The sequence below is a fragment of the Chitinophaga sp. 10T418 genome (genome assembly GCF_056394125.1).
Map to the genome: position 1 here is coordinate 310,566 of NZ_JBFTHG010000008.1, position 21,442 is coordinate 332,007.

General features: G+C 45.9%; 18 protein-coding genes. 13 read left to right on the forward strand and 5 right to left on the reverse strand.

Annotated elements, in window-relative coordinates:
- The first annotated feature begins 16 nt into the window (after positions 1–16).
- The 4 genes from AC1DCV_RS23890 to AC1DCV_RS23905 all read left to right on the forward strand — a co-directional run bounded on the left by AC1DCV_RS23890 (position 17) and on the right by AC1DCV_RS23905 (position 3,107).
- Positions 17–547, forward strand: a complete 531-nt coding sequence (locus AC1DCV_RS23890; RefSeq protein ID WP_477025508.1) for an OmpA family protein — start codon at positions 17–19, stop codon at positions 545–547.
- A 202-nt stretch (positions 548–749) separates the two neighbouring features.
- On the forward strand, positions 750–1,856 hold the full coding sequence (locus AC1DCV_RS23895) for a Gfo/Idh/MocA family protein (RefSeq protein WP_477025509.1): 1,107 nt from the start codon (positions 750–752) through the stop codon (positions 1,854–1,856).
- A gap of 126 nt (positions 1,857–1,982) precedes the next feature.
- Positions 1,983–2,576: a porin family protein gene (locus tag AC1DCV_RS23900; protein ID WP_477025510.1), complete on the forward strand. Its 594-nt coding sequence runs from the start codon at positions 1,983–1,985 to the stop codon at positions 2,574–2,576.
- A 45-nt stretch (positions 2,577–2,621) separates the two neighbouring features.
- A complete protein-coding gene (locus AC1DCV_RS23905) occupies positions 2,622–3,107 on the forward strand; it encodes a DinB family protein (RefSeq protein WP_477025511.1) in 486 nt (161 codons plus the stop codon).
- On the opposite strand, the gene AC1DCV_RS23910 is transcribed toward AC1DCV_RS23905, so the two are convergent.
- Together AC1DCV_RS23910 and AC1DCV_RS23915 are read right to left on the reverse strand one after the other, a co-directional pair.
- On the reverse strand, positions 3,096–3,611 hold the full coding sequence (locus AC1DCV_RS23910; protein ID WP_477025512.1) for a DinB family protein: 516 nt from the start codon (positions 3,609–3,611) through the stop codon (positions 3,096–3,098). The genes AC1DCV_RS23905 and AC1DCV_RS23910 overlap by 12 nt on opposite strands.
- Positions 3,612–3,753: 142 nt before the next feature.
- Positions 3,754–4,230, reverse strand: a complete 477-nt coding sequence (locus AC1DCV_RS23915) for a hypothetical protein (RefSeq protein ID WP_477025513.1) — start codon at positions 4,228–4,230, stop codon at positions 3,754–3,756.
- Between the two features lie 119 nt (positions 4,231–4,349).
- On the opposite strand from AC1DCV_RS23915, the gene AC1DCV_RS23920 reads away from it, so the two are divergent.
- Complete coding sequence (locus AC1DCV_RS23920) at positions 4,350–4,982, forward strand: MarR family winged helix-turn-helix transcriptional regulator (protein ID WP_477025514.1); 633 nt, start codon at positions 4,350–4,352, stop codon at positions 4,980–4,982.
- Positions 4,983–5,030: 48 nt separating this feature from the next.
- Here AC1DCV_RS23920 and folD read toward each other — a convergent pair whose 3' ends face one another.
- Entirely contained in the window at positions 5,031–5,882 is an 852-nt protein-coding gene (gene folD / locus AC1DCV_RS23925) for a bifunctional methylenetetrahydrofolate dehydrogenase/methenyltetrahydrofolate cyclohydrolase FolD (RefSeq protein WP_477025515.1), read from the reverse strand.
- Between the two features lie 204 nt (positions 5,883–6,086).
- Between folD and AC1DCV_RS23930 the strand changes: the two genes are divergently transcribed.
- The 5 genes from AC1DCV_RS23930 to AC1DCV_RS23950 all read left to right on the forward strand — a co-directional run bounded on the left by AC1DCV_RS23930 (position 6,087) and on the right by AC1DCV_RS23950 (position 15,253).
- Positions 6,087–8,096 (forward strand): FAD-dependent oxidoreductase, encoded by a 2,010-nt coding sequence (locus AC1DCV_RS23930; RefSeq protein ID WP_477025516.1) that lies wholly within the window; start codon positions 6,087–6,089, stop codon positions 8,094–8,096.
- Positions 8,097–8,223: 127 nt separating this feature from the next.
- On the forward strand, positions 8,224–8,820 hold the full coding sequence (locus tag AC1DCV_RS23935) for an RNA polymerase sigma factor (RefSeq protein WP_477025517.1): 597 nt from the start codon (positions 8,224–8,226) through the stop codon (positions 8,818–8,820).
- A gap of 92 nt (positions 8,821–8,912) precedes the next feature.
- Positions 8,913–10,139 carry a FecR family protein gene (locus AC1DCV_RS23940; RefSeq protein ID WP_477025518.1) on the forward strand — a complete coding sequence of 409 codons (1,227 nt, stop codon included), beginning with the start codon at positions 8,913–8,915 and terminating at the stop codon, positions 10,137–10,139.
- Positions 10,140–10,209: 70 nt separating this feature from the next.
- Positions 10,210–13,545, forward strand: coding sequence for a TonB-dependent receptor (locus AC1DCV_RS23945; RefSeq protein ID WP_477025519.1), 3,336 nt, complete (start codon positions 10,210–10,212; stop codon positions 13,543–13,545).
- Positions 13,546–13,555: 10 nt separating this feature from the next.
- Entirely contained in the window at positions 13,556–15,253 is a 1,698-nt protein-coding gene (locus AC1DCV_RS23950) for a RagB/SusD family nutrient uptake outer membrane protein (RefSeq protein ID WP_477025520.1), read from the forward strand.
- Between the two features lie 5 nt (positions 15,254–15,258).
- Here AC1DCV_RS23950 and AC1DCV_RS23955 read toward each other — a convergent pair whose 3' ends face one another.
- Positions 15,259–15,687, reverse strand: coding sequence for a hypothetical protein (locus AC1DCV_RS23955; RefSeq protein WP_477025521.1), 429 nt, complete (start codon positions 15,685–15,687; stop codon positions 15,259–15,261).
- A gap of 48 nt (positions 15,688–15,735) precedes the next feature.
- Positions 15,736–16,662 carry a helix-turn-helix transcriptional regulator gene (locus AC1DCV_RS23960; protein WP_477025522.1) on the reverse strand — a complete coding sequence of 309 codons (927 nt, stop codon included), beginning with the start codon at positions 16,660–16,662 and terminating at the stop codon, positions 15,736–15,738.
- 93 nt (positions 16,663–16,755) lie between these two features.
- Here AC1DCV_RS23960 and AC1DCV_RS23965 point away from each other — a divergent pair, with 93 nt between their 5' ends.
- The 3 genes from AC1DCV_RS23965 (at position 16,756) to AC1DCV_RS23975 (ending at position 21,417) form a co-directional block, all read left to right on the forward strand.
- Positions 16,756–17,640, forward strand: coding sequence for an NmrA family NAD(P)-binding protein (locus AC1DCV_RS23965; protein WP_477025523.1), 885 nt, complete (start codon positions 16,756–16,758; stop codon positions 17,638–17,640).
- Between the two features lie 183 nt (positions 17,641–17,823).
- A complete protein-coding gene (locus AC1DCV_RS23970) occupies positions 17,824–18,558 on the forward strand; it encodes a metallophosphoesterase family protein (protein WP_477025524.1) in 735 nt (244 codons plus the stop codon).
- A gap of 294 nt (positions 18,559–18,852) precedes the next feature.
- A complete protein-coding gene (locus tag AC1DCV_RS23975; RefSeq protein ID WP_477025525.1) occupies positions 18,853–21,417 on the forward strand; it encodes a GH116 family glycosyl hydrolase in 2,565 nt (854 codons plus the stop codon).
- Positions 21,418–21,442: the final 25 nt, after the last annotated feature.

Consider the following 21,442-nt stretch of genomic DNA (forward strand, 5'->3'; position numbering starts at 1 on the left):
CCTAACACACCCGATAATGAAAAGAATGTTCTTGACCTCACGTTATTACCTGCTGGCTATCGTAGCCGTTGCTTTTATGGCTTCCTGCGCTGCTTCAAAGAAAAGCAGCAGTCAGCATGTATATATGAACAAGCAATATGAAGAGTTGAAAAATGTATTGAACGAGGCTGAAGTGAGCATCATCAAAGACAGCCTGAAAGTGATCTTCCCCAATAATGTTCTTTTTGCCACGGCATCCGACCAGGTGAATGAAAGTGTAAAGCCGACATTCGGACATTTTGCGGAAGTGCTGAACAAGTACAACAAAACAAAAATCCTGATCACTGGTCATACTGATAATACAGGGGCTGCTACCTACAACCGCGATTTATCTGAAAGACGTGCTGCCGGAGCCAAAAAACTACTCAACAGTTATAATGTCAGCAATGACCGCATGTTTACCTGGGGCCTGTCTGACCGCGACCCGGTGGCCACCAATGACACCGAAGCAGGCAAGGCAAAGAACAGAAGAGTAGAGTTTGTTATTTTGTATGATGTAAAGGATTAAGTTGTTGATATACCCGGAAGGCAGGTGCCGCCCATAGCGGCCCTGCCACCACTCCAGGAGATCCCCCCCGTTTGTTGCCACCATTATTCCCCGCCTCATTTTCGTATACCCGTTTCGTTATATTTTAGCCGCCTCCGCGCATAAAAATGCTGGATATTTTTTGTATCATTAATCCATACATGAAACCCAAAATATTCCCGTTATGAATTCACGTCGTGACTTTCTCCAAAAAATTGCTGCTACTGCTATGGTAATGCCATTAATGCCGCTGACCGGATGGGCTGCGCGCATGAATAACTATGATGGTCCTGTTTTAAGGGTAGCCATCATGGGATTAGGTGGCTATGGCAATCGTGTGGCAGAAGCGATGCGCGCTTGCGTAAAAGCTAAACTGGTAGGAGTGATCAGTGGCACCCCTGCTAAAATTAAAGACTGGCAGAGCCGCTTCGCTATTCCGGAAAAGAACTGTTACAACTACGACAACTTTGACCAGATAAAAGATAACAAGGACATTGATGTGGTGTATATCACCACACCTAACGGGCTGCATCATGACCAGGTAATACGTGTAGCCGCTGCCGGTAAACATGTGATCTGTGAAAAGCCTATGGCGGTAAATGCGCGGGAAGGGCAGGAAATGGTGGATGCCTGCAAAAAGGCAAATGTGCAGCTATTGGTAGGATATCGCATGCATTTTGAACCTAAAACACTGGAGATCATCCGTATGAGAAATGCAGGTGAATTGGGTAAGATCCTGTTTTTCCAGGGACAATGTGGTTTTAAAATCGGTGATCCCACACAGTGGCGTCTAAATAAACAACTGGCCGGTGGTGGATCTATGATGGACATCGGGATCTATGCCATCAACGGTTCCCGGTATATGGTAGGAGAAGATCCGGTATGGGTAACTGCGCAGGAAACAAAAACAGATCCGGTGAAATTTAAAGCAGGTGTGGATGAAACCATACAGTTCCAGCTTGGCTTCCCGGGTGGGGCAGTAGCCTCCTGTTTATCCACGTATAACATGAATAACCTGGACCGCTTTTTCTTAAACGGCGAAAAAGGATTTGCCGAATTATGGCCATCCACCGGCTACGGTCCCATTAAAGGACGCACCAGCAAGGGCGAGTTAACACAGCCACATGTGACCCATCAAACCGTGCAGATGGAAGAAATGGCAGGCATCCTCCTGGAAGGAAAACAGCCGGTTGTGCCCGTGAACGGAGAGGAGGCCGTGAAGGACTTAAAGATCATTGATGCCATTTATAAAGCGGCCCAAACAGGGCAAAAAGTAAATCTGAGCCTCTGACCATACCTGATTGGCCGAGGAAATTCCGCACGTGATAGTGAAAAACAGGAGGATCATCTATTAGTGGCAATGCCGCTGCAATACGCATCTGATCAATTCGTTTCTTTATGGTTAAATTGATCAACTATGAAAAAACGAATATTGGCAGTGGCTATCCTATGCGCTGTTGTTTCCGTAGTGAACGCACAACAATTGCATTACGGATTAAAGGCCGATCTGAATATGTTCAAGCTGAACGGAGAAGGGATAAAATCGAATTATACCTTAGGCGGAAGAATCGGTGTTTTTGCCAGTTATGATTTTACAAAGAAGTGGGGCATTCAGCCGGAGTTATTGTTTTCACAGGCTTCTCCAAAACGTGGCGATGATTTCAGTTCCCGTTATATTCACTCCAGTAATGATGGTGCCAACAAAAGCATTAAGTTAAGTTACCTTACCCTACCGGTATTGTTACGTTACAATATCAACAAAATGATCACCGTAAATGCAGGTCCGGAGTACAGTTATTTATTTTATGCCAATGAAAATCTGCTCACTTATAACCGGGCCGCTTTTAAGCGCAGTGACCTGGGACTGGCTGCCGGCGCCACTTTAACGTTTGATATATTGCATGTATATGCACGCTATGTATTGGGATTATCAGATGTAAATAATATTGATGACCGCTATCAGTGGAAAACACAGCAGGCACAGATTGGTCTTGGCATCAGTTTTAAATAGGAAAGCATTAATTTTATCGCTCCTCTTTTAGCGGGGAGTTGTAAAATGGATAAAGTATATAGACAAGGCGCCATTGGCGCCATACTGGATGAATATGAAAGAGCGGTAGCTGAACTGGTGGTATGCATTACAGGTATTCCTGATACTGCGTTGGTAGCTATTGCTGATCCACTTACTCTCAATCATGACTGCCGGTCCATTCAAACCGTGTTAGCGCACGTGGCGGGTTCCATGTATTCCTATGCAGGTTATATCCACCGGTTCAAGGGGCATGCGTATGAAAAGCCGGATAAGAAGTTGCGCCCTGCCGCCGGCGATTATATAAATGATCTGAGAGATGCCTTCCGGTTTACCACCGAAGTATTCAAAGACATTAAAGACGATGAGCTGGAACAACCCCATAATGCAAAGAAAATATTTACTAACTGGGGGCAGTTATACGACATCGAACAACTGATGGAACATGCCATAGTACACATTTTGCGTCACCGGCGACAAATAGAACGAATGAAGATCGGGCTACGCGTGTAATTGTGCGCTTATCAAATGTGCCTGTATGTTTTGCAGCTGATGTATATGTCGTTGTGTATGAATGTTGATAAACTGTATCCATTCCAACCTGGTAAAAGGTCCGAAGCCAGGCACCTCAAAGCTGGTACATTCTTCCTGTAAATGGAGTGTATGCGCTGCAGTGGTCAGCTTTTCCCATATCTGGTGAATGTTACCGAGTACCACTTCTTTGGTGAGATAATCATTGCCCGGACGAATCATGTCAGGCGATGTCATTTTAATGCTGAAGTTTAAAAACATGGCTTTGATGGCATCTACCTTTTCATCGGGTGCACGATCTGTTGGTGTGGCAGGATCATAGAGCAGGCTGCAGTCTCCCGCCTTCCATATATGCTCTGCTACCTGTCCGGCGGTCCAGCTGTCTTCAAAAGGAATCTTATTTAATTGTTCTTCTGTAAAAGAAGAAAGTAACCGTAAAAGGGTGCTTCCGGTGAGATCTATCTCACTGATTAATTGTGCTTTCATAGCGGATCGTTTTGTCTACTGCAAACTTAACGGGATATATTGGTTTGTATCGGGTGCTAACACGCCAATATTGCGGGTCGAAAGCGACAATCATCAGGCTGTCAAAAAGTGGCTGTCCTATAAGATGACAGCCACGCTCACCTCAGTTAAACCGGAATACACTTAAAATGATGATGATGACAAACAGTGTTAATTGCATGATATGAAAGCGGCGCAGGTTCACCTTCACCTGTTGCAGTTCACTACTCATATGACCATCAGCAACGGTTAGCAGCCGGTGTAATTTTACGCCGTGTTTTCTGCCCACCAATAATCCGTTTAATATCAGTATCATGACCACGGCCAGTTTTACCTGGAACCAGCGCATCTCTGCAAACACACCCTGAGTAAGCGCCATCATGGCTACACCGGACAAAATGAGCAATCCCACACCGAGTCCCATGATCATCGGGAATTTAGACATGGTTTGCTGTAAGCCCTGCGTACTGACCGGGTTACCTGGATAATGTTTCCAAAACTGTTTGAAGGCAATGAAGTCGGATAAAGTAGTACCAGCCATCATGACCAGTCCCGCGATGTGGCATACTAAAGCCGCTGGAAGAAGATAGGGAGAAAGCATAGTTATCGGTATTTTATTACGTAAACATTATTTATTATAGCAAATGTAATACGAAAACGTAATAATTGATACGTATCGCTCTTCTTTTTTTTACTTTTACTACGAAAACGAAATAACTGATGCAGAAAACAATTGAACTGATTAACCGGTGGGGCGAATTTGCGGAGAGGCATCCGGGTGCCAGCATTGAAGATTTTTGCCGGTATCAGCTGATTCATACCAGAGAAAGCAACAGCACAGGCGCACTGGCAGGTGGCGTGGTGCCTCATACAGACGGGCTGCTGCTGCGGATAATCGGCAGAATCAATAAGCTGAACATGACCTATGCGCATGCGGCTTTCGAAAATACGGGCGTTACCCAGATGGAAGAATTCGGATTGCTGCTAACAATCCAGCAACACAAGCATCCGAAAAAATCGGAAGTGATCTATGCATGTCTGCTGGAGGTGTCCAGTGGAACAGATATGTTGAATCGCCTGAAAGCAAAAGGTTTTCTGAAAGAAATCAACGATAAAACGGACAAACGTTCGAAACGGCTGGAGTTGACAGCCCAGGGCGAAAAGGTAATTGCTGTTTGCCAGGAACGCATCGGGAAACTGGCAAAGATGATGCTGGCTGAAATGGGGCAGGATGATAAGCGCTTATGTATACAGTTATTAAAAGAAACGGAAATGAAGTTCTCCGCTTTATTTCAGGGGCATAAAGGAAAATCTTTCGATGAAATTTATAAAGAGGTAATGGGTAAAAAGTAAAAGGTGCCACTATACAGTAACACCTTCTACTTTACTAATCATATTTTATTATGCGGTTATTTTCTTTTCGGCAGATGCCACTGTCTGCGCTATTAAGGTTGCAATGGTCATCGGGCCAACGCCACCAGGTACCGGGGTATAAGCAGCGGCACGATCTTTTACTTTATTGATTTCCACATCACCCAGTCCGCCTTTATGATAACCGGCATCTACTACAATAGCGCCATCTTTTATCCATTCTGCTTTGATAAATTCGGGTCTGCCTACGGCGCCAACTACTATGTCGGCCTGTTTGATCAGCTCCGCTAAGTTGTTTGTTTTGGAGTGGCAGATGGTTACGGTGGCATTTTCATTCAGCAGCATCATGGCTACCGGTTTACCAAGAATAGGACTACGACCTACTACTACCGCATGTTTGCCGGCAATAGGCAGTTTGTAATGCTTCAGCAGCTCCATAATACCGGCAGGTGTGGCGCTGCCATAAGCGGGTTCGCCCATGGACATGCGGCCAAATCCCAGACAGGTAACTCCGTCCACATCTTTATGGATGGCAATTTTGTCGAAGCAGGCCCTTTCATCGATCTGGTGAGGAACAGGATGCTGCAGCAGTATACCGCAGATCTGATCGTCACTATTTAATTTTTCAATTTCCGCTAATAATTCCGCTGTCGTTGTTTCTTCCGGTAAATGTACCCGCAGTGACTTCATGCCCACCCGCTCACAGGCGTTACCTTTCATTTTTACATATACTTCTGAAGAAGGATCATTGCCTACCAGGATAGTGGCCAATACCGGCACTACCCCTGTTTGTGCGATGATTTTCTCTACCCTTACCTTTAAATCAGCCTCCATTTCTTTGGATAAAGCTTTCCCGTCTAGCAGTATAGATGTTGCTGTCATATTAAAATCTTTTATTCGTTAATTGTTGCGGTATCTGCGTTGTTGAAGGGCACAAAGATACTTAACCGGTTATAAAGTTCCATACGCCGGCCACCTGGAATTATCCGGCGCAAAATTTATTTTTTGCACAACGAATTCCTGTTACCTGTTTTTCCGTCTTTATAACATAAGACCTCCTAAACGGTCATTATTTATATTCTGCGTATGAAGACGAACATCATTTCCGCCCTCCTCGGGCGATATAAGCACGTTCTCCTGGGGGCCTGTTGCCTCTTTCCTGCGGGTAATCTATGCTATGCTGCCGTGCCTGTGGAAGTAGATATCTGCGTATACGGCGGCACCTCTGCCGGAGTAATCGCTGCCTATACCGCAAAGCAATTACACAAAACCGTGATACTGGTATCTCCAGATAAACACCTGGGTGGGCTCACCTCCGGCGGATTGGGCTATACAGATATTGGTAATAAATATGCGATTACCGGATTATCCCGCGACTTCTATCGCCGGATGGGACAGCACTATGGTAAACTGGAACAATGGATTTTTGAGCCCGGCGTGGCCGAAAATGTGTTTCAGCAATATATTAAAACAGCCAATGTACCGGTACTCTATGAATATGCTATCAGCAGCGCTAAAAAGGAAAATGGCTATATCACGGAAATTGTGGTGAATGGTGCAGACACCCGCGTGGTGAAAGCCAAAATGTTCATCGACTGTTCCTATGAAGGGGATCTGATGGCCAAAGCAGGTATCGCTTATACAGTAGGCCGCGAAGCCAACAGCCAGTACAATGAAACCTATAACGGTGTACAGCTGAGGGAAATACACCAGTTCCCGGACGGTATAGACCCGTACAAAGTACCTGGCAAACCGGAAAGCGGCCTGCTCTGGGGAATTGCCAACGGCACCCTGGCAGATCATGGCGCCGGAGATAAATTTGTACAGGCTTATAATTTCAGGATCTGTTTGACTAATCAGCCGGCTAACCGGATTCCGATTACAGCCCCCGAAGGATATGATCCAACTAAATACGAATTATTGCTCCGCCTGCTGGAAAACACAAAGCCGAAAAATCTGTCGCCCATGCTCAAGCTGGACCTGATGCCCAACGGCAAAACAGATATCAATAACAAAGGCGCTTTTTCCACGGATATGATCGGGATGAACTATGACTATCCGGACGCGGATTATGCTACGCGGAAAAAAATCATCCATGACCATGAAATCTATACCAAAGGCTTATTGTACTTTATAGGACATGATGAGCGGGTACCTGCTCATCTGCGGACTGAAATGCTGACCTGGGGCTATCCCAAAGATGAATACAAAGATAATGGCCACTGGTCCCCTCAAATGTATGTGAGAGAAGTAAGGCGGATGATAGGCGACTACGTGATGACGCAGGCCAATTGTGAAAGACGGGAAGTCGTTACCGATGGAGTAGGTATGGCGGCTTATAACATGGATTCTCACAACTGCCAGCGTATAGTCGTAAACGGTATGGTGAAGAATGAAGGAGATGTGGAAATTGGCGGTTTGAGTCCTTACCCGGTTTCCTACCGCTCTATTATTCCAAAAGCCGGGGATGCCCGTAATGTACTGGTACCTGTTTGTTTGTCGGCTACGCACATTGCCTATGGATCCATTCGCATGGAGCCGGTGTTTATGGTGTTGGGTCAATCGGCCGCAACAGCCGCAGCAGTAGCCATCGATAATAAAACTTCTGTACAGGAAACGGATGTAAAGAAAGTACAGCAGCTGTTGCTCACCAATCCTTTGGTGGATAATAGTCCGGTGGAGATTTTGGTAGATGATAATGACGCCGCCCATGTAACCATTACGGGCGAATGGAAAACGGCTATCCACGGCGGGTATGGCCCTTCTTTGCTGACAGATGACAGCAAAGGCGCCACCGCTAAATCAGTACGCTTTACGCCGGAGGTTAAAAAAGCAGGCAAATACGAGGTATATACCTATGTACCGCGGTTGCCGGGGATGGATGGTAATGTGCATGTGAAAATCAATGATGGGAAGCGTACTACCGAGAAGCTGATTGCTGCGCAAACGGTAAAGGTTTTGGGACAAACTTCCGGAGAATGGGTAAGTTTGGGTAGTTATGAATTAAAAACCGGCACCGGCGCCTATGTGGAAATTGATAACCACAAAACAGATGGTATTGTGGTGGCGGATGCGGTTCTATTTATACCGAGATAAAATCTTTTAAAAAAAATAATATCGCGGAAGGATTCGGGCGATTCTTTTTACCGTCTTTAGCAGTAACGTAGTATATACCGTGTAATTCCACAAAATTGTTATTTTGTATTAAATTCCATGACCTTCCTTGCTGAAAGATAGCTTACATAATGAAAAAGAGCTGTTGCAGCGCGTGGCTGCGGGAGACCAACAGGCCTTCCAGCTGTTATTTGACCGTTATTGGGAGAAGATGTATGCCAATACCCTGCAATTTGTGAAGTCGGCGGCAAAGGCAGAAGATCTTACACAGGAAATATTTATCAAAGTCTGGATGAACCGGGAACGGTTAACGGCTGTCAACCGCTTTGACGCTTTTTTGTATACCATGTCTAAAAACATGATCCTGGATGAATTCAGGAAACGTGTGTTGCCTACGGTGCAGGAAAACGGCTACGATGTATACATGGAATCTGATCTCCCTTCCGCGCAGGATAAACTGGAATTCAAAGATGTAGAAATACAGCTGAATGCAGCGATCAACCGGTTGCCAACGCAAATGCAACAGGCCTTCCGGTTGAGCCGCTTCCAGGGCATGTCACACGATGAAATTGCCCGGCAGATGAATATTTCCCGCGTTACTTCCAAAAACTATATTGCCCGTTCTATTGTAGCGATCAGGAAACACCTGGCTGCTAAAGCAGGTCATTTAACAGGTATATGGCTGCTGTTATTATTGTGGCAGTAAAAAGTTTATCTGTCAGGGATTCCGGTCATTATTTTTTTCGTCTTTATAATAGCAGCCCTTCATGAGAGTGTGCTGATACTTCATCCGGTTTTATGTCAAATGAGGAATTAAAAGTATTATTGGAAAAGTACCTGAGCGATCGTATCACTCCGGAGGAGTTGCAACGCCTGCAGGTACAGGTGCAGGGGAATGACAACGAACAGGTACTGGGCGAAATGATTGCCGCCATCCTGGCGGAAGATCGTTATACGGAAAAACATGACGTGGATTTGCAACAGGCTTTCCATGATGTGATGAAGAAAGCAGGACAGCGGGAAGCCATGATAAATGAATATGCTGCTGCCGATGCGTCTTCTGTTGTTTCCACATCTTCCAACATCCATATCCTGTATAAACTGGCCGCAGCAGCGGTGTTGCTGATCCTTCTGGGAACCGGATTTTCCTGGTGGTATCGGTCTGCAAACCGCGTGGCAGTAGTGGCTGATAATACAACGCGCGCTATTATTCCGGGCGGTAACAAAGCCGTGCTCACCCTGGCAGATGGCAGCACCATTGTTTTAGACAGCGCCCGCGACGGAGCGCTGGGCAGTCAGGGCAACACACGCATCATTAAACTGGACAGCGGTCGTTTGGCTTACACCGCCAGCCAGGGAGATGCGAATGCTGCCCCGCAGTATAATACTATCAGCACCCCAAGAGGGGGACAGTACCAGGTAGTATTGCCGGATGGCAGCCAGGTATGGCTGAATGCCGCTTCCTCCCTGAGATTCCCGGTAGCCTTTACCGGCAACGACAGAGCCGTGACCTTAACCGGTGAAGCTTATTTTGAAGTGGCCAAAAATGCCGGCAAGCCTTTTATTGTACGCACCCGTGGTATGCAGGTAAATGTATTGGGCACCCATTTCAACGTAATGGCTTATCCCGATGAAGGCCGCGTAAAAACCACCCTGGTGGAAGGCGCGGTGAGTGTATCGCAGGGCAATGTTACCTCACTGATGCAACCCGGGCAACAAGCCAGCATCAACGATGCCGGCACCACATTTATGATCAGCAAGCCCGATATAGAAGACGTAATGGCCTGGAAAGAAGGAGAATTCAGATTCCGTAAAACAGATATCAGTATGATTATGCGGCAAATTGCCCGATGGTACGATGTGGATATTGAATACAAAGGAGATTTATCCGGCATTAAACTTTATGGTAGTATGACCCGTAAAGAAAATGCTGCCCAGCTGTTGGAATTGCTGGAACAAACCGGTATGGTGCATTTCAGTACCAACGGTAATAAAATTACCGTGATGCCGGCAACGATGAAATAATGTTTTTCCACGTTTAGCACCCGCATTTATATTTAACGATCCTTTACTTTAAACTCAACCAAAAGATAGTATGGAACTGCTTACCATTTCCCACTCCCACGGGAGGAGGAGCCGCGTGCCGGCTAAACTCAAAACATGGCTGGTCAGGAAGCTGAGCATCTGGCTACTGATGGCAGGCGCCTTATCGGCCAGCGCACAAACGCAGACGGTAAAATTGTCGGCCAACAAAATGCCGCTGGATAAAGTTTTTGATATACTCAGTAAACAAACCGGTTACCAGTTCATCTGTGATGAAAAGTTGCTGGAAAATACACCACCGCTCAGTGTGGAAATCAAAAATAAAACCCTGGACGAAGCATTGAAAATATGCCTGAAAGATTTGCCACTAACCTACCTGATTAAATATGGAACGGTAGTGATAAAAAGAAGTACACCCGGCGTAAAGTCAACTTCGCCAGGAAACGGCAAAGAGGCATCCAACAAAACCATTACCGGCACCATCACCGACAGTACCGGTATGGGGTTGCCAGGTGTGTCGGTAGGTGTGAAGTCGACTTCAAAAGGCGTACAAACCGATGTAAACGGACATTTCACCATCAACAACATCAGTGATCAGGATGTACTCACGATTTCCAGTATCGGTTATCAAACCATACAGGAGCCGGTAAAAGATCAAACCAATTTACGTATCCGGTTATCGCCCACACCAAAATCACTCGTGGAAGTAGTGGTGGTAGGTTATAGCACGCAGAAAAAAGTAGATCTCACCGGAGCGGTAGCCACCGTGTCCGGTGAAACACTCGCCGCCAGACCCGTAGGACAAACATCCGCCGGCTTACAAGGCACTATGCCCGGCGTCACCATCACACAAGGCAATGGTAAACCAGGTGGAGATGGTGGTACCATCCGCATCCGCGGATGGGGTACACTGAAAAATCCTGATCCGCTTGTACTGGTAGATGGGGTAGAAGGATCTATCAATAACATTGATCCTAACGTGATTGCCTCCGTAACTGTACTGAAAGATGCGGCATCTGCTTCTATCTATGGTTCCAGGGCTGCCAACGGCGTTATCCTGGTAACAACAAAACGTGGCAAAAGCAGTAAGCTTTCTATCAACTATAACAATTATGTGGGCTGGCAACAGGCCACCAACCTCCCCGCACTCACCAACGCACTGGATTATATGTTGCTGACCAACGAAGCCTATAAAAATTCTGGTCGCACCCCTTTGTATTCAGACGCATTACTGCAAAAGTACCGGCAGCAGGGCAACGGCAGTTCCGACTCACTCCCCAACACCGACTGGCAGAAAGCAGTATTAACCGGTTCCGGTTTTCAACAAAGTCATTTTTTAACTGTGAACGGCGGAACGGACAAAGTAAAAATGCTGTTGTCTGTAGGCTACTTTGATCAGAAAGGATTGATCGAGCAATCGGAATTTAAACGCCTCACGGTCCGTGCCAATACAGATATCATTTTCTCTAAAAAGCTGAACATGCAGTTCGATCTGCAGTACATCAGTCCTGTGACTACAGAGCCATCGGCAGGTGCAGATGTGCTGTTCGCTTACATGAATAATATTTCTCCCAACCAGCTGGCCGTGAACTCCAATGGCACGCGCGGAGAAGGATGGGTAGGTAACAATCCCGCTGCTTCTGCCAAAGAAGGAGGGTTGAAAAAGTTAAGTGCTCCCTGGGGTAGCATGAACACGACCATTAACTATCAGCCAGTAGAATGGTTAACAGCATCTTTCAATATTGCCCCTAAATACGTGCAAACCTATACGAACAAATTTACGAAAGCATTACAGACCTATCATCCGGATGGGAGCCTGGCAAATAAAAATCCAACGGTAAGTTTACTGGAAGTATCCAATCAAAGAGAATTTTATAATAACATGCGGGGCACGCTCACCTTTCACAAAACCTGGGGTAAGCACGATGTAAAAATATTGGGTGGCGCTGAGCAAAACAGCTACCGGCAGGATATACTGAATGCTTCCCGTGATAACTATATCCTGCCTGATTACCCGGTGCTGGATGCGGGCGGTGCCGGTAATATGAAGAATAGTGGTTCCGGTGCAGAATGGTCTTTACGCTCTTTTTTTGGCAGGGTCAACTACAACTATAAAGAAAGATACCTGCTGGAATTAAACATCCGTAACGATGGATCTTCCCGTTTCGCGGAAGGTCGCAAATGGGGCGTTTTTCCTTCCGCTTCCGCAGGCTGGCGTATTTCAGAAGAAGCTTTTATGGCGGCACTGAAACCTGCGATTAACGAACTAAAACTCCGTGGCTCCTGGGGTAAGCTGGGTAATCAGAACATAGGTAATTATCCATCTGCTACAGTAGTGAATCTTAGCTCTTATACCATCGGCGGACAAATTGTAAATGCAGCTGCTATGGACGCATTGGCAAACAGAAATATCACCTGGGAAAGTACTGAGATGAGTGACGTAGGTCTGGATGTCACCTTGTTTTCACATCTCTCTATAACAGCCGATTATTATAGCAGCAAAACAAAAGATATACTATTGCTCCTGAATATACCCCTCATCACCGGTCTCAAAGCTCCCTATCAGAATGCCGGTAAAGTAAGTAACAAAGGCTGGGAGTTGGGTATCAACTACGATGGTAACATCAAAGATTTTAAATACAACATCGGGGTGAATGTTTCTGATGTGAAAAACAAAGTGGTGGACATGCACGGCATCAATCAGTCGGCTGTAACCGTTAGCAGAGAAGGATATCCGGTGAATGCTATTTTTGGATTGGAAGCAGAAGGCTTTTTTCAGAATGCAGATGAAGTAGCCAAACACGCTACACAATTCGGCACCATCGCGCCAGGAGATATTAAATACAAAGACCAGAACGGTGATGGCATCATCAATGAAAATGATAAGGTGGTGATGGGAAATACTATTCCACGCTATACTTATGGTGTTAGCCTGAATGCTTCCTGGAAAGGAATTGACTTCGGTGCTTTTCTGCAAGGCGTAGGTAAGGTAGATGGATTAATTTACGGCGCGGGCATCATGCCTTTTTATGTGAGCTCTGTAGGTGGTACAGCACAGGAGAGATTCAAGGACTACTGGACGCCCGAACATACAAATGCAGCTTTCCCACGACTGGTATTCGGTGGTACCAACAACCAGCAGATTTCCAGTTTCTGGATGAAAAGCGCGGCTTACCTGCGTTTGAAGAATCTGCAGATAGGATATACGTTGCCATCTCATCTGACAAAATCGGCGAAGCTGAATAGTGTACGTGTTTTTGTAAACGGATCTAACCTGTTTACGGTTGCTAAATTCTGGCCGGGCTATGACGTAGAAACGGCTGTTGGCGTGGCGGATAATTATCCTGTCATGAAGGTGTACAGTTTTGGTGTTAATGTAAATTTTTAAAACCGTCATCATGAAGAAGCATTTTACTTGTTATATCATCATCACTATTTCTTTATTGGGCATACAAGCCTGCAATAAAGACTACCTGGATAAAAGTCCGCTCGGAGGTCCTTCTGATGCATCTTTCTTTAAAAGTCAGGATGAATTGTTATTGGCGGTAAACGGCTTATACAGGGCCATGAACAAGCCGATGGATGATTATGATCCCGGACAGCTGGAAGGCCCCACCGTTAGCCTGATGCTGGATGCTGCCACCGATATTGGCTATGAACGTAATGCCAGCGACCTGCAGAAAATAGGTACCGGCAATCATGACGCCAACAACACTTATACACAAGGGCTATGGACCGACTTTTATAAAGTAATTGGTCGCTGTAATTATATACTGGACAACGCAGAGAAAGTAAGACCGCTCACAGATGCCGCGTTGTACAAGCGTAGTATGGGTGAAACCCGGTTCATCAGGGCCTACATGTATCAACAATTGATTTCTTTATTTGGTGGCGTACCACTGGTAACGCATCCCCTTACTTTAGAAACAGCGCAGTTGCCCCGCAGTGAAAAACAAGTAGTACTGGATTTTATTTTTGAAGAGCTGGATAGCGCTGCCGCCTGGTTGCCGAAAACCTATCCTGCTGCAGAGTCGGGACGTGCGACCAAAGGCGCCGCGCTGGCTATCAAAGCAAGAGTGGCGTTGTATAATGAAAAATGGAAAGTGGCAGCAGATGCCGCCAAAGCTGTAATAGACTTGAATGTATATAAGCTGGAAGATAATTTTCCCCGCTTGTTTTCCTATGACAATAAAAATTCCGGAGAAGTTATCCTGGCTTTGCAATACCAATTACCCGTACTTAACTGGGGCGGGCCTTATCCGCTTTTATGCAGGAATGCCGGCGGCGCTTCCAACAAAGTACCTTCTCAATCGTTGGTAGACAGCTATGAATGTACCGATGGGCTTACGATTGATAAATCGCCTTTGTATGATCCTAAGAAGCCTTTTGAAAACCGTGATCCAAGATTAGGGTATACGATTGCTTTGCCGGGATCTGTCTTTTTTAATTACCAGTTTGAAACGCACAAGGATAGCTTGATGAGTTGGAACTATAATACTACCCCGGCTACCCGCATTGTGAACCAGGACGCTGTCAATGCATATGCTTCCTTCAGCGGTTATTGCTGGCGTAAATACATTGATCTGAAAGATAAAGACAATATGCGCATGTCTACCATGAGCATTACCTTGATAAGATACGCAGAAGTATTGCTCACCTATACCGAAGCAAAAATGGAAGCCAATGAACTGGATGCATCGGCATTTAAAGCGATCAACGATGTGCGGCAAAGAGGCGGTGTAAACATGCCGGAGATTGCGGTAGGATCCACTCAGGCAGCATTGCGTTCCGCGGTGCGTAAAGAACGGATGTATGAACTGGCGAATGAAGGTTTCCGGTTGTTTGATATACGTCGCTGGAAAATTGCAGAGAAAGTAATGAAAGGACCTTTGTATGGCCGAGTACCAAGAGGTCTTTTAGCCAGCGCACCAGCTATTGATGCCAATGGTATTGCGGATTATAGCCAGGTACCTAACAGGGCAGATATGCGCGTGATAGAAGTGCGGACGTTTAATGCAGGAAGGGATTATCTGTGGCCGATTCCATATATAGAAACGCAAACAGATCCGAAGATGGTGCAGAATCCGTTGTATTAGCATAATTAATGAAAATTATTTCCTGATGGATCATGTCTTTTGAGAAGATATGATCCATTTTTGTTGAAAATTGTTGAAAGGAATCGTTGTGTAATATTATCAAGAGAATAAAAAGTTTTTTCGTTAAACAGGCAAACATATCCTTCCTGGTCAGTTGTGATTATTTTCCAGCCGAATTTCCGTGTAGGATTGGAGAAGAAGATGGCGGGCTTGTCGATATTTATTTCACCTTTGTCTGTTAGCAGGATAGCATTGCCGGTAGTGACGCATATTTTGAAGTAATCCTGCCGTTGGTAGGGGAGGTGCACCAGGCTCTTCCGGCGTTTTAGAATATTGAAATGCTGGGTGCCTTCATCCTTTGCAGACAGCAGCTCGAACGGCACCTGGCGGTTAGTCGCCTGGTAATATTCCAGGATGGTTTCTACTTTCTCCATTTCCTGAAATTAAATAAATCAAAGGTAGGAAAAATCCGACCTAATAGATTATTTCCGGATATCCTTCGGCATCATGCCGAATTTTTTCCTGAATGCTGCAGTAAAATGATGCGGATGTTTATACCCGATTTTGTCCGCTACTTCACCTACATACAATTTCTCGTCCTGTAGTAATCGTTTCGCTTCCTGCATACGGATATCACTGAGGTAGCCAAACACGGTGGTATTGAATAATTCCTTAAAGCCATTTTTGAGCTTCATCTGGTTAATTCCTGCTTTGCGGGCCAGTGCTGTAATGGACAGTGGCTGTTCGTAATGTTGCTCCATATACTGTTTTATGGCGTGCAAACTTTCAATATCTTTCGCAGGCAACTTTGTTTTTTGGGGGAGATGTTGATGATCCAGCTGTTTCACCTGCATCAGGAAAAGCTCGATGGCTTTGGCTTCCAGGTATACCGCCTGTAAATGGCCGTTGTATGGTGTTTGCCGCATGTCGTTGATGATGGCCTGCATGGCGGGCATCATTTGCGCGGTGAAAGCAGGAGAGGGCGTATTGATGGCTTCATCGCGCTGGAAGCTATTCATGAACGGACTTTCTTCCGTAAAAAAATGCTGATAGAAATGCTCCGACATCAGGAGCTCAAAGAATGCGCGGTTTTTATGCAGCGTAGGCGATACGATCATTTCATAAGGCTCAGGGGATTCCCGGTATACCACAAATTGTTTTTCGGGTATGGCAGTACTGTTGTTGATGGCATCGTCCTGTATCCGGAAATGCGATACAATAGCTTTTTTAGCCGGGAGAAAAGACAATACTTTTTGGGTGGGGTTGCTGTAATTTCCCCAACGGAGGTCTACCTCTTTCATGGAGAGCTCTTCCAGCTGTATATGAAAACCGGAGGCATCGTTGATCCGGACTTTTTTTTCCTGAACCGGGGTGTTGTCTGCACTACCTGCCTGGCAACTGCTGATCATAAAACTTCTTTTTGCGTTGATGAGACTTCCTTTCCCGTTAACCGGCGGCCGCTGTGGCCAGTACCTTTGGGTCTACTAAATTAAATCATTAAAATGGAAAAGAACCAGTATATCACTGTATTTGGTGCCACCGGGAAGATAGGGAGTGAACTGCTCCGGTTTTTATCAGCCAATGCTATCCCTACCATAGCGGTTACGCGTAATAAAAGCAAGGCCGTAGCGCTGCCTTTTGTGGAATGGGTGGAAGCAGATATGGCAGATAAGGCGAGTTTGCACAAAACGATGACGAATAGCCGCTCCGTATTCCTGTCATCCGGTATGGGGCCAAATTTTGTAGACGAGCAGCACCAGGTAATACAGGTGGCAGCCGAAACAGGAGTAGGACATATCGTGAAGTTATCATCCGCTGCTGCAGCGAAAAGCTCGCCCACGCATATGGCCAGCTCACAGATCGGGCAGGCACACGGCGCCGTAGAAGAATTGTTGAGGACGGCCGGCATTCCCTGGACAGTGCTGCAACCTACCGGTTTTATGCAAAACTGGTTAGGCGAATTTTCAGAGCGGGTGAAACACGAACGCAATATCCAGGAGGCCACTGGTGATGGGAAAAGAGCGTATATCGATGTGAGGGATATCGCAGAAGTAGCTTTTAGCATTCTGATAGCGCCGGATAAACATGTGGCGGCCACCTATGTATTGACCGGTGGGGAAGCTATCAATTATGGGCAACTCGCTGCCATCCTCAGCCAGATGGTAGGAGAGCCGGTTACCTATATTCCGTTGACCCTGGAGGAAGGCAAGCAATGGATGGAGAAGAAAGGGTTGCCTCCCTGGGCCGTGCAGACTTTGATGGCGTATACGGAAGTACAACGCCGCGGCGATGCAGCATATGTGAGCAACGCGGTGGCGGAAATACTCCGGAAGCCGGCACGCACCGCCGATGCATTTGTAAACGATTATTCAGGCTGGTTTAAATAAGAAGAAATAAGGCTTACTAAAACAGCAATAAGAAATGACATACCGGGGAAATAGAACGGGTCTGTTTCCCCGGTAAATGCAGCAAATGACCCCGCTGGTGCTATAAAGCTGGCGATACCTTTATAGAAAAGGTGGAGACAATTCCCAATCAGGAATCCGTATATTTAGTACCAACCCAGGCATATGAAAAACGTTATTGCTTTTATTACTGATCCGCATATGGATGAAGCATTTACTACTGGTAAACAGGTGGATGCAAGAGAAGACCTGAAAAATATTTTGCAGGAGGTACAGGCGGCCGGGATCACGGAAGTGATTTTTGGCGGCGATATCGGAGATCAATCTTCACATCCTTTCTTCTTTGATCTTTTAAATAAATTTCCGGGTGACTATCGCATCGTGCTGGGTAATCATGATCATTTTAAAGAAGTCATTTCATTTTATGATCCTTTACCAGATGGAAGAACGGAGCTTTACTATACGGATGAAAAGGGAGGGTATAAATACATCTTCCTGGACTCTTCGACCGAAGAAATAAGCCCGGTACAATTGGAATGGTTTAAAAAAGAGATGCAGACCAATCAGAAAGTGATTCTGTTTATACATCATCCCATACTGCCGGTGAATGCAGAGGTAGACCGGGCATATCCTTTAAAAGGCCGGGAAAAAATAGCAGAGGTTTTGCGGCAGCATGCGCAGGAAGTATATATTTTTTGCGGACATCTTCACCTCGATGATGTGCAATCGCAGGGAAATATACAACAGTATGTAACGCCGGCTGTTTCCTTGCAATTCGTGAGAAATTCGGCTGTAATAGCATTTGATAAGCATTTTTTTGGCTACAGGATTATTACCATCAGTGATGAAGGTATTGAAACAACAGTAGTAGAAAAGCAACGATTAGTGAGTACTTCTTAATCCGAGAATGGTCACTATTTTATCTATGCTTCTAAAAATAAATTTGGAAGCGCAGATAAAATATTATAGTTTCAATTCTATAAAGTATTTTTTTTATTGCCCATTTGCTTAAACGATTAAGCGTATAAGCGCCACGGAAAAACAAAACGCATCAGACACCGCATGGTGTGGTATGGAAAACTATTGTAAAAAAGAGAAGAAGTAATGCTACGCCGGCTCTGCAGGTGAACCTATGTGTATATTCAATTGCCCGGCCAGCACATCTGCCAGCTGATTTTTAAAAATAACTGATACATGAAAAAAAGTAACAACCGACGTTTTTTTCTGAGAAATATTGCGGTCGCATACCTGGGTGTTTCTGCATTGCCGGTAGTTGCACTGGCAAAAAATACATCCGGTAAAAAAGAAGAGGAGCAGCCTTCACCGGCGATAGAAAAAGACCGTCATTTTAATGACGCCTATCAGGGAAAATATAATAACCGCATCGCGTTTCCTATTGGTGGTATTGGCGCCGGCATGTTTTGCCTGGAAGGCACGGGTGCTATCTCACATATGTCTATTCACCACAATCCCGAAATGTTTTATGAGCCGGCCATGTTTGCGGCCATCAGCATGAAAGGAGGCGGAGCCAGGGTACTGGAAGGTCCTGTGCCCGACTGGAAAAAATTTGGTCAGCGGGATGCCGGACTGGGTGGCACCGGCGGCGCTACCTGGGGACTCCCACGGTTTAAAAATGCGGTCATGAAAGCCCGCTTTCCGTTTGCAGATATCGCACTCCAGGATCCTGCTATGCCAGTGCAGGTAGCCATAAAAGGTTGGAGTCCTTTCATTCCAGGTGATGAAGACCATGCCAGTATGCCCGTTGGCGCAATAGAATATCATTTTACGAATACCGGTAATAAAGCGGAAGAATTTATCTTCTCCTATAATGCGCGCAATTTTATGCGGCAGGCCGATACCTTGCACACCATAAAAGCAATGCCCAACGGATTTGTACTCACACAGGCCGCACCGGAAAATGCAGCAGAAAAGCAAGGCCATTTCGCCATTTTTACAACAGAGCCCAATACCATTGTAGATCATTGCTGGTTCCGTGGTGGCTGGTTTGATCCATTGACCATGGTATGGAATACTTTGAAAGATGGGAACACGCGCAATACCCCTCCGGTAGAAAAAGATGCACCCGGTGGCTCTCTGTTTGTGCCATTCCATTTAAAGTCGGGTGAGAAAAAAGTAATCCGTCTTATGATGGCCTGGTATGTACCTGATTCAAAACTACGTATAGGCGATGACGTAAGTGGACACGCCAATGCATTCGGAAAATATTATAAACCCTGGTACAGTAGCAGGTTTAAAGATATCGCCGCCGTTAGTGATTATTGGAAAGATAACTATGCCGACTTGTATAAAAAGACCGCACTGTTCACCGATGCTTTTTATAAAAGTACGTTGCCCCCCGAAGTACTGGAAGCAGTAGCCACCAATCTCACCATTCTGAAATCAGCTACAGTGATGCGGCAGTATGATGGTCGTTTCTGGTGCTGGGAAGGCTCCGGCGATACCTGGGGGAGCTGTCACGGTACGTGCACGCATGTATGGAATTATGCACAGGCAGTGCCGCATTTATTTCCGGCGCTGGAAAGAAGTTTACGTCATACGGAGTTCAACGAAAATCAGAATGCAGAAGGGCATCAGGGTTTCAGGGCTAACATCCCCATCTCTCCGTTGGTACATAATTTTCATTCGGCAGCAGACGGACAACTGGGTGGCATCATGAAAGTATACCGCGAATGGCGCATCAGTGGTGATAATGAATGGCTGAAGCAAATGTATCCACTCGTAAAAGTGAGCATGGATTATTGCATCCGTACCTGGGATCCACGCCGCAAAGGACTGGTGGAAGAACCACATCATAATACTTACGATATTGAATTCTGGGGAGCGACTGGTATGTGTACCAGCTTTTACCTGGGCTCCTTACAGGCGTTTTCATTAATGGGTACTTTCCTGGGTAACGATGTAACGGAATATACCGCGCTCTATCACAAAGGAAAACAACTCCTGGAAACAGAACTTTATAACGGCGAATACTTCATACAAAAAATACAATGGACAGGATTAAATGCCCCCGATCCGGTGAAGGCACAATCATTCAGTACGCAGTATGCCGACGAGGCAGTGGTGCTGTTGAAAAAAGAAGGCCCTAAATATCAGTATGGCACGGGATGCTTGTCGGACGGTATTCTGGGCTCCTGGATAGCCCGGGTATGCGGCATGGAAGAACCCGTAGATAAGGCTAAAACAAAAAGTCATTTGCTGGCAGTACACCAATACAATCTGAAAAAAGATTTAAGTAATCACGTGAATCCGCAACGCTCTACCTATGCATTGGGCAATGAAGGCGGCTTGTTATTATGCTCCTGGCCTAAGGGCGGTATGCTGTCGCTCCCCTTTGTATACAGCAATGAAGTATGGACCGGCATCGAATACCAGGTAGCTTCTCACCTGATGTTCCAGGGCGAAGTAGCGAAAGGGCTGGAGATTGTACGCGCCTGTCGCCAGAGATATGATGGCACCGTACGTAATCCTTTTAATGAGTACGAATGTGGTCACTGGTATGCAAGGGCCATGTCCAGCTACGGACTATTGCAGGGACTCACCGGTGTGCGATACGATGCAGTAGACAAAGCCATCTACATAGATTCCAGGGTAGGAGACTTCAGCAGCTTTATTGCTACTGAAAAAGGATTCGGTACCGTTAGCTGGAAAAAAGGGATCCCGTCACTGCAGGTGGCGTATGGCACCATACCCGCCACACATGCGATTGTGGGCGGTAAAAAAATAACATTGTCTGCATGATAAAGAGTGCCCGGTGAGAGCAGGC

Bases quoted from the DNA above. Each gene is read 5' to 3' on its own strand.
- AC1DCV_RS23930 (WP_477025516.1), top strand. From the start codon at position 6,087: ATGAAGACGAACATCATTTCCGCCCTCCTCGGGCGATATAAGCACGTT.
- AC1DCV_RS23915 (WP_477025513.1), bottom strand. From the start codon at position 4,230: ATGCTTTCTCCCTATCTTCTTCCAGCGGCTTTAGTATGCCACATCGCG.
- AC1DCV_RS23960 (WP_477025522.1), bottom strand. From the start codon at position 16,662: ATGATCAGCAGTTGCCAGGCAGGTAGTGCAGACAACACCCCGGTTCAG.
- AC1DCV_RS23940 (WP_477025518.1), top strand. From the start codon at position 8,913: ATGTCAAATGAGGAATTAAAAGTATTATTGGAAAAGTACCTGAGCGAT.
- AC1DCV_RS23955 (WP_477025521.1), bottom strand. From the start codon at position 15,687: ATGGAGAAAGTAGAAACCATCCTGGAATATTACCAGGCGACTAACCGC.
- AC1DCV_RS23905 (WP_477025511.1), top strand. From the start codon at position 2,622: ATGGATAAAGTATATAGACAAGGCGCCATTGGCGCCATACTGGATGAA.
- AC1DCV_RS23920 (WP_477025514.1), top strand. From the start codon at position 4,350: ATGCAGAAAACAATTGAACTGATTAACCGGTGGGGCGAATTTGCGGAG.
- AC1DCV_RS23945 (WP_477025519.1), top strand. From the start codon at position 10,210: ATGGAACTGCTTACCATTTCCCACTCCCACGGGAGGAGGAGCCGCGTG.
- AC1DCV_RS23890 (WP_477025508.1), top strand. From the start codon at position 17: ATGAAAAGAATGTTCTTGACCTCACGTTATTACCTGCTGGCTATCGTA.
- folD (WP_477025515.1), bottom strand. From the start codon at position 5,882: ATGACAGCAACATCTATACTGCTAGACGGGAAAGCTTTATCCAAAGAA.
- AC1DCV_RS23895 (WP_477025509.1), top strand. From the start codon at position 750: ATGAATTCACGTCGTGACTTTCTCCAAAAAATTGCTGCTACTGCTATG.
- AC1DCV_RS23950 (WP_477025520.1), top strand. From the start codon at position 13,556: ATGAAGAAGCATTTTACTTGTTATATCATCATCACTATTTCTTTATTG.
- AC1DCV_RS23965 (WP_477025523.1), top strand. From the start codon at position 16,756: ATGGAAAAGAACCAGTATATCACTGTATTTGGTGCCACCGGGAAGATA.
- AC1DCV_RS23970 (WP_477025524.1), top strand. From the start codon at position 17,824: ATGAAAAACGTTATTGCTTTTATTACTGATCCGCATATGGATGAAGCA.
- AC1DCV_RS23900 (WP_477025510.1), top strand. From the start codon at position 1,983: ATGAAAAAACGAATATTGGCAGTGGCTATCCTATGCGCTGTTGTTTCC.
- AC1DCV_RS23910 (WP_477025512.1), bottom strand. From the start codon at position 3,611: ATGAAAGCACAATTAATCAGTGAGATAGATCTCACCGGAAGCACCCTT.
- AC1DCV_RS23975 (WP_477025525.1), top strand. From the start codon at position 18,853: ATGAAAAAAAGTAACAACCGACGTTTTTTTCTGAGAAATATTGCGGTC.